This window comes from Micromonospora sp. HM5-17 (genome assembly GCF_003762835.1).
In the GTDB taxonomy this organism is placed as follows: Bacteria; Actinomycetota; Actinomycetes; order Mycobacteriales; family Micromonosporaceae; genus Plantactinospora.
On the sequence record NZ_RJWA01000003.1, the window covers coordinates 743,308 to 758,228 of the forward strand.

At 70.6% G+C, this 14,921-nt stretch carries 15 protein-coding genes and 1 pseudogene; 2 read left to right on the top strand and 14 right to left on the bottom strand.

Going from position 1 to position 14,921, the window contains the following annotated elements; translation table 11 throughout:
* Positions 1 to 32: 32 nt before the first annotated feature.
* The 4 genes from EF879_RS12710 to EF879_RS12725 all read right to left on the bottom strand — a co-directional run bounded on the left by EF879_RS12710 (position 33) and on the right by EF879_RS12725 (position 2,774).
* A complete protein-coding gene (locus EF879_RS12710) occupies positions 33 to 902 on the bottom strand; it encodes a hypothetical protein (protein WP_123558042.1) in 870 nt (289 codons plus the stop codon).
* Positions 903 to 911: 9 nt separating this feature from the next.
* Positions 912 to 1,271 (bottom strand): hypothetical protein, encoded by a 360-nt coding sequence (locus EF879_RS12715; protein ID WP_123558044.1) that lies wholly within the window; start codon positions 1,269 to 1,271, stop codon positions 912 to 914.
* Positions 1,272 to 1,287: 16 nt separating this feature from the next.
* Positions 1,288 to 1,758: a hypothetical protein gene (locus EF879_RS12720; protein ID WP_123558046.1), complete on the bottom strand. Its 471-nt coding sequence runs from the start codon at positions 1,756 to 1,758 to the stop codon at positions 1,288 to 1,290.
* A gap of 329 nt (positions 1,759 to 2,087) precedes the next feature.
* The gene (locus EF879_RS12725; protein WP_370375484.1) at positions 2,088 to 2,774 is read right to left on the bottom strand and encodes an ATP-binding cassette domain-containing protein; all 687 of its coding nucleotides are present in this window, start codon (positions 2,772 to 2,774) and stop codon (positions 2,088 to 2,090) included.
* Between the two features lie 175 nt (positions 2,775 to 2,949).
* Between EF879_RS12725 and EF879_RS12730 the strand changes: the two genes are divergently transcribed.
* Positions 2,950 to 4,392 carry an MFS transporter gene (locus EF879_RS12730; RefSeq protein ID WP_123558051.1) on the top strand — a complete coding sequence of 481 codons (1,443 nt, stop codon included), beginning with the start codon at positions 2,950 to 2,952 and terminating at the stop codon, positions 4,390 to 4,392.
* Positions 4,393 to 4,483: 91 nt separating this feature from the next.
* Here EF879_RS12730 and EF879_RS12735 read toward each other — a convergent pair whose 3' ends face one another.
* The 6 genes from EF879_RS12735 to EF879_RS12760 form a co-directional block, all read right to left on the bottom strand.
* Positions 4,484 to 6,106, bottom strand: a complete 1,623-nt coding sequence (locus tag EF879_RS12735; protein WP_199736401.1) for a glycoside hydrolase family 13 protein — start codon at positions 6,104 to 6,106, stop codon at positions 4,484 to 4,486.
* Between the two features lie 161 nt (positions 6,107 to 6,267).
* Complete coding sequence (locus tag EF879_RS12740) at positions 6,268 to 7,308, bottom strand: LacI family DNA-binding transcriptional regulator (protein WP_123558053.1); 1,041 nt, start codon at positions 7,306 to 7,308, stop codon at positions 6,268 to 6,270.
* A gap of 78 nt (positions 7,309 to 7,386) precedes the next feature.
* A complete protein-coding gene (locus EF879_RS12745; RefSeq protein WP_123558055.1) occupies positions 7,387 to 8,355 on the bottom strand; it encodes a carbohydrate ABC transporter permease in 969 nt (322 codons plus the stop codon).
* Between the two features lies 1 nt (position 8,356).
* Positions 8,357 to 9,463 carry a carbohydrate ABC transporter permease gene (locus tag EF879_RS12750; RefSeq protein ID WP_123558456.1) on the bottom strand — a complete coding sequence of 369 codons (1,107 nt, stop codon included), beginning with the start codon at positions 9,461 to 9,463 and terminating at the stop codon, positions 8,357 to 8,359.
* 148 nt (positions 9,464 to 9,611) lie between these two features.
* Positions 9,612 to 10,958, bottom strand: a complete 1,347-nt coding sequence (locus EF879_RS12755) for an ABC transporter substrate-binding protein (RefSeq protein ID WP_123558057.1) — start codon at positions 10,956 to 10,958, stop codon at positions 9,612 to 9,614.
* A 151-nt stretch (positions 10,959 to 11,109) separates the two neighbouring features.
* Complete coding sequence (locus EF879_RS12760; RefSeq protein ID WP_123558059.1) at positions 11,110 to 11,856, bottom strand: HD domain-containing protein; 747 nt, start codon at positions 11,854 to 11,856, stop codon at positions 11,110 to 11,112.
* A 130-nt stretch (positions 11,857 to 11,986) separates the two neighbouring features.
* Here EF879_RS12760 and EF879_RS12765 point away from each other — a divergent pair, with 130 nt between their 5' ends.
* Positions 11,987 to 12,766, top strand: coding sequence for a M23 family metallopeptidase (locus EF879_RS12765; protein ID WP_123558061.1), 780 nt, complete (start codon positions 11,987 to 11,989; stop codon positions 12,764 to 12,766).
* A gap of 157 nt (positions 12,767 to 12,923) precedes the next feature.
* On the opposite strand, the gene EF879_RS27635 is transcribed toward EF879_RS12765, so the two are convergent.
* The 4 genes and pseudogenes from EF879_RS27635 to EF879_RS12780 form a co-directional block, all read right to left on the bottom strand.
* On the bottom strand, positions 12,924 to 13,067 hold the full coding sequence (locus EF879_RS27635; protein ID WP_148086423.1) for a GPGG-motif small membrane protein: 144 nt from the start codon (positions 13,065 to 13,067) through the stop codon (positions 12,924 to 12,926).
* A gap of 3 nt (positions 13,068 to 13,070) precedes the next feature.
* Positions 13,071 to 13,841, bottom strand: coding sequence for a metallophosphoesterase (locus EF879_RS12770; RefSeq protein ID WP_123558063.1), 771 nt, complete (start codon positions 13,839 to 13,841; stop codon positions 13,071 to 13,073).
* Positions 13,842 to 13,854: 13 nt separating this feature from the next.
* A complete protein-coding gene (locus EF879_RS12775) occupies positions 13,855 to 14,130 on the bottom strand; it encodes a hypothetical protein (RefSeq protein ID WP_123558065.1) in 276 nt (91 codons plus the stop codon).
* A gap of 161 nt (positions 14,131 to 14,291) precedes the next feature.
* Positions 14,292 to 14,846: pseudogene (locus EF879_RS12780) on the bottom strand (nucleotidyltransferase family protein); the annotation flags it as partial.
* Between the last annotated feature and the right edge of the window lie 75 nt (positions 14,847 to 14,921).

The following is a 14,921-nucleotide window of genomic DNA, read 5'->3' on the forward strand; positions in this document are numbered from 1 at the left end:
GTCTGGCTCCGTTCGATCGGTGGAATCGAAAATTAGCCTTCGGCGACACGAGGCCAGCTTCCTGTGCTCAACCCCGCGTTGTTGTCACGACTTTCTTCCAGGGCAATTATCTGAGCTACTACCGTCGAAAGTCGCTTTGAGAGGTTGATGCCGTACTGCAGCGTCTCTGCAACAGCCTGCCCGATGACCTCGGAGAGTGAGTGCAGGGCGAAGAAGGCTTGCGGTGCGTTCCCGGCGGTGGCCTGGGAGGCGTTCGCGATCGCCGCCGCGAACGGTCCCGCTATCGCCGCCACCCGATCTCCGAGCTCAGCCAGGTAGGTCATGTTCTCCTTGCCGACCAGGGTGAGCCACGTGCCGGTTTCCCTGACCTTCTCGTGAGTGCTCTTCACGGCGTTGACCTGACGCTGCAACTTGATGTCGTAGGATTCTTTGCTGGGACCGCGCCAATAGACGAGGTCGATCGATCCGCTCATGTCCTCAGAGAGCTCGGAGAGCTCCCGGTTCAGCGTGGTGACGTAGGTCATGGCTCGCTCGAAGAGAGAGCCGACCGGTACGGCGCCGGCAATCGCGTTCTGTAGGGTCGTGAGGATCTCGTCGACGCGTGCCCGGATCTCCTGCAACTTTCGCCGAATAGCGTCGAGGGTTTTTGCGACCTCGTCCGTCCACCATTCGACGATGCGCGTCCAGATGCTGCTCTGTACCTCCTGACTGGCTCTGGCGAGGAAGACGTTGACCTCGTTGAGGAGATGGTTCCATGCGCCACGGATCTGTTCCACAAGCGTTTCGAGCAGTTCAACCGCCTTCCGGAACAGGGCGAGAGTGCGCGGCAAATGCTCTGCCTCTGCGGCGGGTTTCCCGCCGGACGACGGATTCCAGGTGTCGCGGACGCCGTGCTCGCTCATGTCCCGTTCCTACTTCCCCGTCCATATCTCGTTCAGGTTGATCGCCGAGTTGGCGTCGGAGCGCTCGTACGCGTCGGCGGCCCTCCGTAGGGCGTCACCGAACAGCTCGAACTCCGTCGTGGCCTGCTTGAAGAGCATCGTGAGCTTGTCGTGCACCTGCTCGTAGGCGCTCTTCAGATCAGCGGCACCGATCTGGCCCGTCGCAGGATCCACAACCATGAACGCGGTCAACTCCAGCGTCAGGGAGCTGGTTGTCTGGTGGATCCTCTCCATCCGATCCGAGAGGCGGTACCACTTCTTCGACTCCTTACGAATCGCATCCGTGGCGGCCCTGATGACCTGCGGCGAGTTGTAGTTGAAGTCACCCATCGGATCACCCGGAGTTCTAGGAGGCGGGAATGGGGAGGCGCGCTGCCTCCTGCAGGGCGAGGCGGGCATCGTTGGCGAGTTCACCGCCGGCGTACGGGCCGAGGTGATCCTCGTCCACCTCGGCGCTCTGGACGACCGCTCCCAGCACGGTGACCCGGAACAGCCTGCTCGGCCCTGACACGGTCCGTGGCTGTGGGTCGGCAAGGCTCTCCCGGATACGCCGGGCCGCCTCCAGCATGGCGAACGCCCGATCGAGCCTCGCCTCGATCGCCCGCTCGAAGCCGGGCGAGTCGACGTGCGGCACGTCGATGGGCGGTGCGATCTCCGGCGCGGGTGGCAGCTGTGGCCGGTGCCCGTGGCGGCCGAGGGTGGTCATCGCCAGCGCCGCCTTTGATCTCGCGTAACTCAGCGCGTCGAGGACGGCGGCGGCGACCCGCGTCGGACCGAGGGCCGCCCACCAGCCCGGGCCGATGTGGACGTCCTGCACCGCCCCGAACCGGTCGACGACGCAGTGGACGGTACCGCTACGGTCGGCGCCCTCGATCCGGTCGAGTTCCGGAACCGGCGCGCCCGGGCGGAGGGTGGCGGCGAGCTCCTCGACGCGCCGGGCGAACGTAACGGCATCGCGGTCTCGTCGTCACGGTCACCGTACTGGCCGTGGTGCCACACGAGTGCCTACTCCTTACGTGGGCTGGATTGGCGACGTGTCACTATCGACGGACAGCGGCGCGGCGGCTACTGTCCGAACAGGATTCGGAGCATAGTTCACATCTGCGCGTTGGGCTGTCCCCTCGCTGCGCTTCGTCGCGTAACCGACTATTCGGTGTAGCCGCTCGCCTGGAGTTCGAAGAGTTCCCGGTACAGCCCGTCGGCCGCCATCAGCTGCTCGTGGGTGCCCTCCTCGACGACCCTGCCGTCGCGCAGGACGTAGATCCGGTCCGCGTGCCGGACGTTCGCCAGCCGGTGCGTGATCAGCACGACGGCCCGGTCCGGATGCCGGCGGAACTGCTGAAAGAGCGCGTGCTCGGCCCGGGCGTCGAGCGCGGCGGACGGTTCGTCGCAGATCAGCAACCGGCCGTTGCGGTAGAGGCCCCGGGCCGCCGCCAGTCGTTGCCACTGCCCGCCCGAGAGGTCGTGCCCGTCCTTGAAGCTCCGGTCGAGCAGGGTGTCGTAGCCGCGTGGCAGGCAGGTGACCAGGTCATGCGCGGACGCGGCGACGGCTGCCTCCACCACCGTCGGCCCGGTGCCGTGCGGCCGGTCGGACCGGCCGATTGCGATGTTCTGGCGCGCGGTGAACGGGAACCGCCACCAGTCCTGGCTGATGACGGCGACGAGTGACCGGACGCTCGCCGGGTTGAGGGTCCGGACGTCGATCCCGTCCCACCGGACGGTGCCGCTCGTGGGCTGGTACGGGTTGGCGAGCAGCTTGGCCAGGGTCGTCTTGCCGGAGCCGTTCTCGCCGACCAGCGCGATCACCTCGCCGCGGCGTACGGCCAGACTCACCCGGTGCACCGTTCTGGGTGGCTACGCTGTGTCGCAGTTACAGATGGTTGCGTGAGCACTACGATCCGGTGTCGGTGGCGCCAGCGGGAAACGGCGTGCCCGGTCTGCGGATGACGGAGAAGCGCCCGGACGGTCTGTCACCTGGGCGTTATCTGATCCTGGTTAGGTGCCCGACATGCCGATCGGTGGTAGGCGATCCGCGCGCGGTGGGGGACCGGTGCACCGGCTCTACAGCGTGACGGTCTTCGTCGTCCTCGCCTCGCTGGACAACGTCGCGATCGGGCTGGTGCCACCGCTCTACGAGTCGATCGCTCCCGACCTGGGGGTCGCCCGGGCGGCGATCGGCCTGGTCACCGCGGCCAGCTTCCTGGTCAGCGCGGTCGCCGCGGTCGCCTGGGCGTACGTCGGTGACCGGAGCGACCGGAAACCCCTGCTCATGATCGGTACCCTGATCTGGGCCGCCGGGACCGCCGGCAGCGGGCTGGCGCAGACGTACCCACTCTTCTTCGTCGCCCAGGTGCTCGCCGCGGTCGGGATCGGCGCGGTCGGCTCGGTCGGGTTCTCCGTCGTCACCGACCTGGTCACCCCACGGCGTCGGGGACTGGTGCTCAGCTTCTGGGGACTCTCCCAGGGGGTCGGCACCCTTGCCGGGACGCTGGTCGGCGGGCTCCTCGGCGCGCACGACTGGCGGCGCCCGTTCCTGCTGCTCAGCGCCGTTGGGGTCCTCGCCACCCTCGCCTACCTGCTGACGTACGACATCCGGCGCGGCCAGGCCGAGCCGGAGCTGTCGGGCGCGTTGGCCTCGGGCGGCGACTACGACTACCGGATCAGTCGCGCCGACCTACCGGTGATCCTGGCCCGCCGGACGAATCGCTGGCTGGTCCTCCAGGGCCTCACCGCGCAGGTGGCGTTCGGGGCGCTGGTCTGGCTCCCCGACCTGTTCCGGGAACGGGCCGAGGCACAGGGCCTCTCCGCCCCGACCGCCACCGCGGTGGGGAGTGTCTTCGCCACGCTCTTCCAGCTTGGCGGGGTCCTCTCCATCGTCGGCGGGTTGGTCGGCGACGCCCTGCAACGCCGTACGCCCCGGGGCCGCGCCCTGGTCGCCGCGGTCGGCATCCTCGCCGCCGTACCGTTCTACCTGGTCCTCTTCTTCGTGCCGCTGCGGATCGAGGTGCCGGACGGCGCCCCGGCGGCCGAGGTGGTGCTGGCCGTGCTCGGCAGTGTCCTCACCGAGCCGACGGTGGGGCTCAGCCTGCTGACCGCCCTGGTCGCCCTCGGCCTCACCTCGGCCAACTCACCGAACTGGTTCGCCCTGATCGCCGACGTCAACCCGCCCGAGCACCGGGGAACGGTCTACAGCCTCGGCAACCTGGTCAACGGCGTCGGCCGGGCCGCCGGCAACGGCCTGATCGGGCTGGCCTTCCAGGCGCTGCGGTCGGCCTTCCCACCGCCGCTGAACGTCGCCGTGGGGCTGGCCGCCTTCCAGCTCTTCTTCATTCCCACCGGCGTCATGTACTGGCTCGCCTCGCGCAGCGCCCCGAACGACATCCGGGGCGTGCACGACCTGCTCGTCGAACGCGCCGCCGAGGTCGCCCCGGAACACCATCCGACCCGGTGAGTGCCACGACCGAACCGGACGGACCACCCGCCGGGCCGGCGACCCTCGCGACTCCGGCGCTCGCCGGCCCGGCGGCCGCGCGAGCGGCGGATCAGGCCGGAGGGTCGTCAGGGACCCGGAACCAGACGGTGACGTCGGTCGGTACCCGGCCGTCGCTGTCGAGCGGGTTGCTGGCGTGTACCAGCTCCGCCCCCTCCGGCAGGCCGACCGGCTCGGCGCCGAAGTTGGTCAGCACCCGCAGCCCGTTGTTCCGGAAGCACAGCACCTGGTCCGGGCTCGCCAGCCAGTAGACGGTGCCGCGTCCCAGCCCGAATTCGCGTCGCAGCCGGAGCGCCTGCCGGTACATCTCGTACGTCGATCCGGCCACCCCCCGCTGCCGGTCCAGCGCGTAGTCGGCCCAGATCTCCGGCTGGGGCAGCCAGCTGGCCTCTCCCGGGCCGAAGCCGTACGACGGGGCGTCCGCCTTCCACGGAATCGGCACCCGGCAGCCGTCCCGGCCCCGCTCGGTGTGCCCGCTGCGCCGCCACGTCGGGTCCTGCCGGGCCTCGTCCGGCAGCGTGGTGTGCTCCGGCAGGCCGAGTTCCTCGCCCTGGTACAGGTACGCCGAACCCGGCAGCGCGAGCATCAGCAGGGTCGCCGCCCGGGCCCGACGCAAACCGAGCACGGGGTCGGGCTGCGGGTCGCCGACGCCGATGCCGCGCGGTCGGGGAGTGCCGACCGGCAGGCCCAGCCGACTCGCGTGCCGGATGACGTCGTGGTTGGAGAGGACCCAGGTGGTCGGGGCGCCCACCGCCGCGCTGGCCTCCAGCGACCGGGTGATCACCGCGTACTGGGCCGGGGCGGTCCAGGCCGCCTCCAGGTACTCGAAGTTGAACGCCTGGTGCATCTCGTCCGGGCGGATGTACGCGGCCAGCCGCTCCGCCGGCTGCACCCACGCCTCCGCGACGAGGATCCGCTCACCCGGGTACGCGTCCAGGACCCGTCGCCAGTCCCGGTAGATGTCGTGGACGCCGTCCTGGTCCCACATCGGTGGGCGTCGGCCGTCGACGCCCTCGCCGGACAGGGGCTCCTGCGGGTAGTGCCAGTCCGCCAGGTCGGCCTGCTTGACCAGGCCGTGGGCGACGTCGACCCGGAATCCGTCCACCCCGCGGTCGAGCCAGAACCGCAGGATGTCCCGGAACTCGGCGCGGACCTCGGGGTGATCCCAGTTCAGGTCGGGCTGACCGGCGTCGAAGAGGTGCAGGTACCACTGCCCGGGCCGCCCGTCCGGCTCCACCACCCGGGTCCAGGCCGGTCCACCGAACACGCTCTGCCAGTCGTTCGGCGGCTCGGCACCGTCCGGTCCGCGACCGTCCCGGAAGATGTAGCGGCGCCGGGCCTCCCCGCCCGGCCCCTCCGCCAGCGCCGCGGCGAACCACGGGTGCGCCGCGGAGGTGTGGTTCGGGACCAGGTCGACGATGACCCGCAGCCCGCGCTCCCGGGCCGCCGCGATCAGGGCATCGGCATCCGCCAGGGTGCCGAAGAGCGGGTCGACGTCGCGGTAGTCCGCCACGTCGTACCCCGCGTCGGCCTGCGGTGAGGGGTAGAACGGCGACAGCCACAGCGCGTCGACCCCCAGCTCGACCAGGTGGTCCAGCCGGGAGGTGATGCCGGGGAGGTCGCCGATGCCGTCACCGTCGGAGTCGGCGAACGACCGGGGGTAGACCTGGTAGATAACGGCGTGCCGCCACCAGGGACCGGTCTCGGTGGGGTCGGGTCGGGACGCCGACGTTCCCGCGACCGCCGTCGGGTGCTGGCTCGTCTCAACCGTGTTCAGGGTGCTCTCCCATGGTGCGTACGAGTGGCCCGTGGGTGTCACGTGCCGGTTGCCGTCTCTCAGTGTGCCCGGGGCGGAGCCGTCGTCTCCCGGAGGATGAGCCGGGTCGGCAGGATGACGCGCCCCGGCTCGGTGTCGTCGTGCCGCGCGCCGGAGAGCCGGTCCAGCAGCGTGCCCGCGGCGAGGCGGCCCAGCTCGGCGGCGGGCTGGGCGACCGTGCTCAGCCCGATCGCGCGGGCGAACTGGTGGCCGTCGACCCCGATCACGCTGACGTCCGCCGGGACCCGCAGACCCGCCCGGCACAGCGCGACGATCGCGCCCATCGCGAGCTCGTCGCAGGTGGCGACGATCCCGGTGGGCGGCGTTCCCCGGGCGAGCAGCTTCGCCGTCGCCTGCCGGCCGCCCTCCACCCCGGCCCGGGCCGCGAACTCCAGGATCCCCTCGGCGGGGGTGCCGGCGGCCAGCATCGCCTCCCGGTAGCCCCACCGCCGGTCGAGGTCGGCGGGGCGGGTGAGGTCGTCGGTGGCGTCGCCGGAGAGGCAGACGATCCGTCGGTGACCGAGCTGCAACAGGTGCTCGGTGGCGGTTCGGGCGGCCGCGACGTCGTCGACCCCGACGCTTGGCCAGCCGGGCACCGGAGCCCCGGCCGCGACCGTCACCCCGGGCAGCGGGCGTCCGCCGAAGGCCGGCGCGGCGAAGACCGGCGCGGCGCTGACCAGCGCAGGGGTGGCGACCAGTAGGACGGCGTCGACCCGCTTGGGCAGGTCGGCGGTCCCCGGCAGCCGTTCCTGGGCGCGGCTGCGGCCGCCGACGGTCCGGAGCAGCAGGTCGTAGCCGGCCGGCCGGAGCAGCTCCTCGGCGGCGTCGACCACGGCACCGGAGAACCAGGAGCTGATCCGGGGCACCAGCACGGCGACGGTGCCGGCCTTTCCGCCGGCCAGCCGCGACGCGCTGGGCGAGGCGGTGTACCCGAGCTGTTCGGCGGCGAGCCGTACCCGTTGCCGGGTCGCCTCGGAGACCGTCGGCAGCCCACGCAGTGCCCGGGAGACGGTGGCGGTGGAGACCCCCGCCAGCCGGGCGACATCGTCGATTCTGGTCACCGGGTCATCTCTCGGCCGGGCGCGTTCGCCGGCCGTGCCGCCGGAACCACGGCTGATTCCGGGCCGTCAGGCCCGGAATCAGCCCTTGACACCTCCGGCGAGCAGGCCACGCACGAAGTAGCGCTGCAGGGAAAGGAACACGATCAGCGGTACGACGATGGAGACGAAGGCGCCCGAGGTGAGGCGCTGCCACTCGCTGCCCCGGGTCCCGGCCAGCTCGGCCAGGCGTACGGTCAGCGGAGCGACCTCGTTCCCGCCTCCCGCGAAGATCAGGGCCACCAGCAGGTCGTTCCAGACCCAGAGGAACTGGAAGATCGCGAAGGCGGCCAGCGCCGGGACGATCAGCGGCAGCACGATCGAGCGGAAGATCTTGGGGTGGCTGGCTCCGTCGACCCGGGCCGCCTCCATCAGGTCCTTCGGCAGCTGCGAGACGAAGTTGTGCAGCAGGAACACCGCGAACGGCAGCGCGAAGCAGGTGTGCGCGAACCAGACCTGGATGAACTTCTCCTCGTCGGAGAGGTTCCAGGCTGGCAGCAGCGTCACGCCGCCGAGGCTCACCCCCTCGGAGAAGAAGCTGAGCAGCGGGACCAGCGCCATCTGCAGCGGCACGATCTGGAGCGCGAAGACTCCGATGTAGACCCAGTCCCGGCCGCGGAAGTTGATCCAGGCCAGGGCGTACGCGGCGAGTGCGGCGAAGGCCAGCGGGAAGAGCACCGACGGGATCGTGATGACCAGCGAGTTGACGAAGTAGCTGGCGAGCTGCCCGGACGACGCGGACCGGCCGAAGAGCACCTCCTGGTAGTTCTCCAGGGTGAACCGCGGGTTGCCGAAGACGGTCCACCACCCGGTGGTCTTGATGTCGTCCTCCGGCCGTAGCGACGAGATGAACAGCCCGAAGGTCGGTACGGTCCAGAGCACCGCGATGAGGATCGACGCGATGGTCGCGGCCGGGCTGTTCAGCCGCTTGCGGACCCGGGCCGCCGGGGTGCTCGGGGTGGCCGGCCGGGCCGGGGCGGTCGCCGTCGCGGGAGAGGTCGTGGTCGTCATCTCATACCTCCCGCTGCCTGCGCAGGTTGCGGATCTGGTAGATCACGATCGGGATCACCAGCACGAACAGGAAGACGGCCAGCGCCGAGCCCTGGCCGGTCTGGCCGAACCGGAACGCCTGGTTGTACATCTCGTTGGCGATCACACCGGTCTCGTAGTTGCCGTTGGTGGTGGTCCGGACGATGTCGAAGACCTTGAGCGTGGCGATCGAGATCGCGACCACCACGACGATCAGCGCGGGCCGGATGCTCGGCAGCGTGATCCGCCAGAACATCTGCCACGGGTTGACCCCGTCGAGCCGGGCCGCCTCGACGACGTCGGCCGGGATCGCCTTGATCGCCGCCGAGAGGACCACCATGGCGAAGCCGGCCTGGATCCAGATCATGATGACGATCAGCAGGAACGTGTTGAGCGGCGGATTCTGCAGCCACTGCTGCGGCTCGCCGCCGAACAGCACCCAGATCTGGTTGAGCAGGCCGATCTGCTCGTACTCGCCCGAGCGGTAGGCGTAGACGAACCGCCAGATGATGCTGGCGCCGACGAACGAGATGGCCATCGGCATGAAGATCAGGGCCTTGGCCGCGGCCTCGAACCGGGCCCGGTCGACCAGAACGGCGTAGACCAGCCCGACCGAGGTGGCGACCAGCGGCACGACGATGACCCAGATCAGGGTGTTGGTCAGGACGCGGAAGATCTCGTCCTGGGCGAACATCCAGGTGTAGTTCCGCAGCCCCACCCAGTTCTCGCTGCGACCGTCCATGAAGGAGAGCACCACGGTACGGATCGCCGGGATGACCAGCCCGACGGTGAGCAGCAGCAGGGTCGGCAGGAGGAAGAAGAGTGCGAGCCCGCCCTCCCGGCGGTTCACCACCGACCGGCGGCGCCGAGGCGGCGGAACCCCGCCGGCGTCGTCGGCGGGCGTCGTCGACCGGGCCGGGGCGCCCGGGGTGGTAGCCGTCGAGGCCGCCAGGAGGGCGGCCTCGCGGCGCCGGGCGAACCAGGACGGTATGACATCGAGCAGCAGCAACAGGCCGCCGACCACGACCGCGAAGGCGAGCAGGCCGTACAGCAGCATGAGCAGCTTCGGTGCCTCGTCGGCGAAGTCCATCAGCGCCTCCAGCGGGACGGTACGTAGGGCGGGTCGGAACGGGCGCCGGGGTGGCCCGGCCCCGGGGACGGTCCGGGCCGCCGCCGTCGCGGCGGCGGCCCGGACCAGGGTCATCGGCCGGCGGACGGGGGAACCGTCTGCCGGGGTGTCACTTCGGCCAGGAGCCCTCGATGAAGTCGAGGGTGCTCTTGGTGTCCTTGCCGTTGACCCAGTCGACCATGCCCTTCCAGAAGGTCCCGGCGCCGACCGCCGCCGGCATCAGGTCCGAGCCGTCGAACCGGAAGACGGCCGACTTGTCCAGCAGCACCTGCATGGAGAGCTTGTCGACCTCCTGCGTGACGTTGTTGACGTCGAGCTTGTTGTTCGGGCTGATCCAGTTGCCGAGCTTCGCCCGGGCGTTGGCGTACTCCCCGGAGGCCAGGTAGCGGCGGACCGCCTGCACGGCCGGCGTGTCGGTGAAGGCGACCGTGAACTCGCCACCGCCCAGCACCGGCTTGCCCTTGCTCGGGTCGAGGGTCGGGAGGTAGAAGGCGTAGATGTCGCCGTCCGGCCCGACCTTGGTGCCCTCCGGCAGGTAGTTGGCGTAGAAGTTCGCCTGCCGGTGCAGCCAGCACTGGCCCTGGAGGATGGGCAGGCCGCCCTCCTGGAACGCCGTCGTGGTGAGGCTCTTCACGTCGCCGTAGCCGCCGTTGACGTACTTCGGGTTCTTCAGGATGCGGCCGGCCTCGTCGACCGCGTTGACCACCCGCGGGTCGTTGAACGGGACGCCGTGCGTGGTCCACTGGTCGTAGAACTCCGGCGTCTGCGTCCGCAGCACCAGGTCCTCGATCCAGTCGGTGGCCGGCCAGCCGGTGGCCTCACCCGACTCCAGCCCGACGCACCACGGCTTCTGGCCCGCGGCGGCGATCTTGTCGCTGAGCGCGATCAGCTCGCCCCAGGTGGTGGGGACCTGGTAGCCCTTCTCCGCGAACGCCTTGGGCGAGTACCAGACGAACGACTTCACGTTGGCGCCGAGCGGGGTGCCGTACGCCTGCCCGCCGACGGTGGCGTACCGGAGCCAGTCCGCCGGGTAGTTGGCGTCGGCGATGGTCTTCAGGTCGGCGGGCATCGGCTTGAGCTTGCCGGCCTCGGCGAACCGGGCGAGCAGACCGGGCTGGGGGATGAACGCGATGTCCGGCGGGTTGCCGCCGTCCACCCGTACCTGGAGCTGGGCCTCGAACTCGCCGCTGCCCTCGTAGTCGATCTCGATGCCGGTGCAGTCCTCGAACTGGCTCCAGGACTCCCGGAGCAGGTCCGCCTCCTTGTCCCGGATCGAAGCGTAGATCGAAACCGACTCGCCGTCGTGGCCCTGGTAGCTGGAGTACGGGGCGCACTCGGGGGAATCGGGGTCGAGCCCGCTCTCGCTCTCGCCGGAACACGCGGTAGCGCCGAGGGCCAGGGCCAGCACACCGGCGATCGCGAGGGCCTGGCGTGGTCTTCTGGACTGAACCGCCATTCGTCCTCCTTTCGGACCGGCATGCTGACAGCCTGCTGGCTCCCATGCCGGACTGTGGGCGTCCCCACATGTAAGCGCTTGCACCGGTGGGCGTCCAGCCCGTCGGAGGCACGACGACGTAACGATTCGGAAACCTGCTCGGTAGCCGCGGTCACTCCGTGGCCGGCGCCTCCCGCGGCTCGTCGAGGATGGCGGCGAAGCGCTGCTCAGCCAGGTCGAGCTGGCCGAGGATGTGGGTCCGGGCCTCGGCGTCCAGCGGGGTGTCGGCGCGGCTGACGAGGTCGCGCAGGAGCGGGACCAGCGGGCGGTACTTCCGGGCCGAACGCACCACCTTGTCGCCGGTGGTGTGGATGATCCCGACCCCGTTGTCGGTGAAGTCGGAGATCTTGATGACGCGGGCCCAGGGCTCCCGCTCCAGGCTCGTCGCGAGGTGGGCGCGGTACTGCTCGTCACGGTCCCGGTCCGGGGCGTACTCCGGGTTGGTGACCGCGGCGACGAGGTCCGCGACCCGGGGACCGAACCGCCGTGCGACCTCGGCCAGGGCCGCCGCGGTCACGGTCGGGCGGGGCGTTGTGGCGGGCAGGCCGGCCAGTTCGGCCGGGTGGTCCTCGACGGCGTCGTGCAGCAGGGCCGCGACGATCACGTCGACGTCGGTGACCCGGTAGTAGCTGATGATCCGGATCGCCACCCGGAGCAGGTGGTTGAGGTAGGGCTCCCGGACCCGCCGGTCGTCCCGGTGCAGCGTCGCGGCCAGGTCCAGCGCCGCGATCAGCCGGTCCCGCCCCGCCGGGTCGAACCGCTCGGCCTCCAGCCGGAACCGATCCCGCAGGCCGGCCTCGCCGTACACCTCGGTGATCGCGTGCAGGGGCATGCTTCTCAGGTACGTCGGCGAGGCCATGGCCTCCAGGTATACCGGATCGCCCCCGAGCCGGGTCGACCCGCGCCGTGGGGACGCTCCCTTCCCGTGGCTGACGCTTCCTGCCAAGATCCATCTACCCATGGAAAGGTTTCTCCACAGGGAGGCCTGGATGCGATTCCGCCTGTCCGCACTCGTCAGCGGCGGCCTGCTCGTGGCCGCCACGGTGCTGGCGCCGGCCTCACCGGCCGCCGCCGCCCCGACCTTCAAGGTTCCCTTTCCCTGCAACCAGACCTGGTCCGGGCAGACCCGCAGCAACCACAGCCCGGCCTACGCCATCGACTTCAACCGCACCGACGACCTCGGCGACCCCGTGGTGGCGAGCGCTCCCGGCACCGTCGACGTGGTGGCCGACCTCGGCGGCACCAGTTACGGCAGGTACGTCCGAATCAACCACGGCAACGGCTACACCACCTACTACGCCCACCTGAGCAGCTTCAACACCGCCGTCGGCCAGACCGTCGGCTACGGCACCGTCATCGGGTACGTCGGCAGCACCGGCGGCTCCACCGGCCCGCACCTGCACTACGAGCAGCGCCTCAACGGCGCGGACATCCAGATCCGGTTCAACGGCACGCTGGCGCTCTACTGGGGAACCCGGAACTACACCAGCGACAACGGCTGCTCCGGTGGCGGCGCCGGCTCCGGCACGGTGAACACCGCCGGCGACCCGCTCAACGTCCGCTCCGGCCCCGGCACCGGCTACTCCGTGGTGGACACCGTGGCCGACGGCACCCGGGTCACCATCCAGTGCCAGACCACGGGCACGACGGTGACCGGCACCTACGGCACCAGCAACATCTGGGACCGGATCGGCACCGGCCGGTACGTCGCCGACGCGTACGTCCTGACCGGCTACGACGGGTTCATCCCCGGCGTACCGCGTTGCTGAACGGCCGGCCGGGGTCCGGCGCGTGCCAGGCCGCCGTACCCGGATCCTCCGTCGCGGAGGACGGGCGCGGCGGCCCCGGTGCGGTTCGGGGGAGGGAACGTCGGGAGGGGGAGGCCGGCTGCCCGGTGGTCGGCGCGGCACGGCGTCCGGCCCCGGGCTAGGTGAAGATGCTGACCCCACCCGGCCCGACCAGCAGGCCGACGATGATCAGTACGATGCCCCACAGGAGCTGCCGCCGAAACAGCGCCGTGATGCCGGCGACCACGAGTACGACTGCGAGAATCCAGAGCAGAAGTTCCATGCCTCAGGAGCTACCCGAACGGGTGATCGCGGAAACCTTCCCGCTTCTCCCCGCCTGCGGCGCGTGCAGGTGAAACACACTGTATGCCTGCTTGATGACCGGGTGCGCGACGTTGCGGACCCGGACCCCGCCCGGGGTGGTGCCCCGTTCGCTCCCGGCGTGGGCGTGTCCGTGCAGGGCCAGCTCGGTCGGGGCCGAGTCGATGGCCTGCCCGAGCAGGTACGACCCGAGGAACGGGTAGATCTCCAACGGCTCCCCGGCGAGGGTGTCCGGCACCGGCGCGTAGTGGGTCAGCGCCACCCGTACGTCGCAGTCCATCTCGCGTAGCGCCTCGCCGAGCTGGTCCGCGATGGCCTGGGTGGTCCGGATGAAGGCCTTCATCTCCGGCTCGCCGAACTCGCTGGCGCAGCGCCCGGCGAATCCGCCGCCGAAGCCCTTGGCGCCCGCGATACCGAGCCGGGTGCCGTCGCGCTCCACCACCAGGTTCGTCCCCTCCAGGACGACGATTCCGGCGTCCTCCAGCACACGGATCACCCGCGGCACCTCGTCGCAGTGGTAGTCGTGGTTGCCGAGGACGGCGACCACGGGCACGCCGAGGTTGCCGAACTCGGTCGCCACGCACCGGGCCTCCGACTCGGTGCCGTGCCGGGTCAGGTCACCGGCGAGCAGCAGGACGTCCGCCCGGTCCGGCAGCTCCTCCAGCGCCGGGCGAAACCGGCCGAGCACGTCCCGGTCCATGTGTACGTCACCGACGGCGGCGATCCGGATCACCATGTCGTCGCCTCCCTCACCGCAGCTCCTCCACCTCGCTCGGCGCCTGGGTGCGAATCAGTCCGATGTCGACGGTGACCGGCAGGTGCGGGAAGCGTTCCAGCACCAGCCGGAGGATCTCCTCGCGCCGTTGCGCGCTCTCCACCTCGCCACAGACCACCAGCGAGTGGTCCCGGCGGGTCACCGTCAGTCCCTGCTCCGCGATCGCGGTGTGCTCGGTGAGCAGCCGTTGGATCGCCGCCTCCAGGTAGTCGTCGGGCGGTTCGGTGCCGCCCCTCGTCCGCTCGTTCACGCGACCACCTCCTCCTCTTCTCCGCCCCTCGGCGGCGACGCCCCGCCGATCCGGGAGGCCCCGCCGATCCGGGGTGCCGCCCCGGGGGATGACGCCGGAGCGGTCGACGGTTCGTCCGCGTGCCCGGACCGGTCACCCGGTCGCGGGTTCTCGCCCGCCACCGCGTACGGCACGACGTCCAGCCGGTCCAGCAGCACTAGGAACGCCTCGGCGTAGGGGGAGTGCGCCGTCTCCCTGCGGACCCGCTCCCAGTTGATCTGCTCGCGCAACGAGCGGGCGAGCGGCAGGGCCCGGGCGAAGTCGCAGTAGTGCTGCGAGAAGCTCAGCAGCTTGTGCACCATCAGGCGGGTGGCGGAGAGCACCGGCATGTGGATGGCGTCGACGGGCCGGATCACGGTGTCGTGGAGCGTCTCGTCGGTGACCGGGGTCTCGATCGGCCGGTGGATCAGATCCACCAGCCGATCGCCGTCCCAGACCTTGACCAGCCAGTCCTCCGGAGGGCGTTCGGCGGTGAAACCCGCCGCCACCAACGCCTTCAGTGCCCGTTCGACGTCCTGTCCCCGGATCAGGAAGTCGACGTCGTGGTCGCTGGAGTGCCCGCCGTGGGCGTACACGGCGAAGCTGCCGCCCAGGGCGAAGGGGATCTCGGACTGCTTCAGGACGGCGGCGACCCGTTTCAACGTGGCAAGCAGGGTCTCGTCGCCGCTGTGCTCCATCGGTGCTCCCAGGTCGGTGCGGATCGGGTAACTGGTCGGTGAGGTGGAGACCTACCGGTACCCGGCATTCCGTTC

What these genes read in the sequence shown, in the direction of transcription:
- EF879_RS12710 (WP_123558042.1), bottom strand. Translation starts at nt 902, where the DNA reads ATGAGCGAGCACGGCGTCCGCGACACCTGGAATCCGTCGTCCGGCGGG.
- EF879_RS12715 (WP_123558044.1), bottom strand. Translation starts at nt 1,271, where the DNA reads ATGGGTGACTTCAACTACAACTCGCCGCAGGTCATCAGGGCCGCCACG.
- EF879_RS12730 (WP_123558051.1), top strand. Translation starts at nt 2,950, where the DNA reads ATGCCGATCGGTGGTAGGCGATCCGCGCGCGGTGGGGGACCGGTGCAC.
- EF879_RS12745 (WP_123558055.1), bottom strand. Translation starts at nt 8,355, where the DNA reads ATGACGACCACGACCTCTCCCGCGACGGCGACCGCCCCGGCCCGGCCG.
- EF879_RS12750 (WP_123558456.1), bottom strand. Translation starts at nt 9,463, where the DNA reads ATGGACTTCGCCGACGAGGCACCGAAGCTGCTCATGCTGCTGTACGGC.
- EF879_RS12755 (WP_123558057.1), bottom strand. Translation starts at nt 10,958, where the DNA reads ATGGCGGTTCAGTCCAGAAGACCACGCCAGGCCCTCGCGATCGCCGGT.
- EF879_RS12760 (WP_123558059.1), bottom strand. Translation starts at nt 11,856, where the DNA reads ATGGCCTCGCCGACGTACCTGAGAAGCATGCCCCTGCACGCGATCACC.
- EF879_RS12765 (WP_123558061.1), top strand. Translation starts at nt 11,987, where the DNA reads ATGCGATTCCGCCTGTCCGCACTCGTCAGCGGCGGCCTGCTCGTGGCC.
- EF879_RS27635 (WP_148086423.1), bottom strand. Translation starts at nt 13,067, where the DNA reads ATGGAACTTCTGCTCTGGATTCTCGCAGTCGTACTCGTGGTCGCCGGC.
- EF879_RS12770 (WP_123558063.1), bottom strand. Translation starts at nt 13,841, where the DNA reads ATGGTGATCCGGATCGCCGCCGTCGGTGACGTACACATGGACCGGGAC.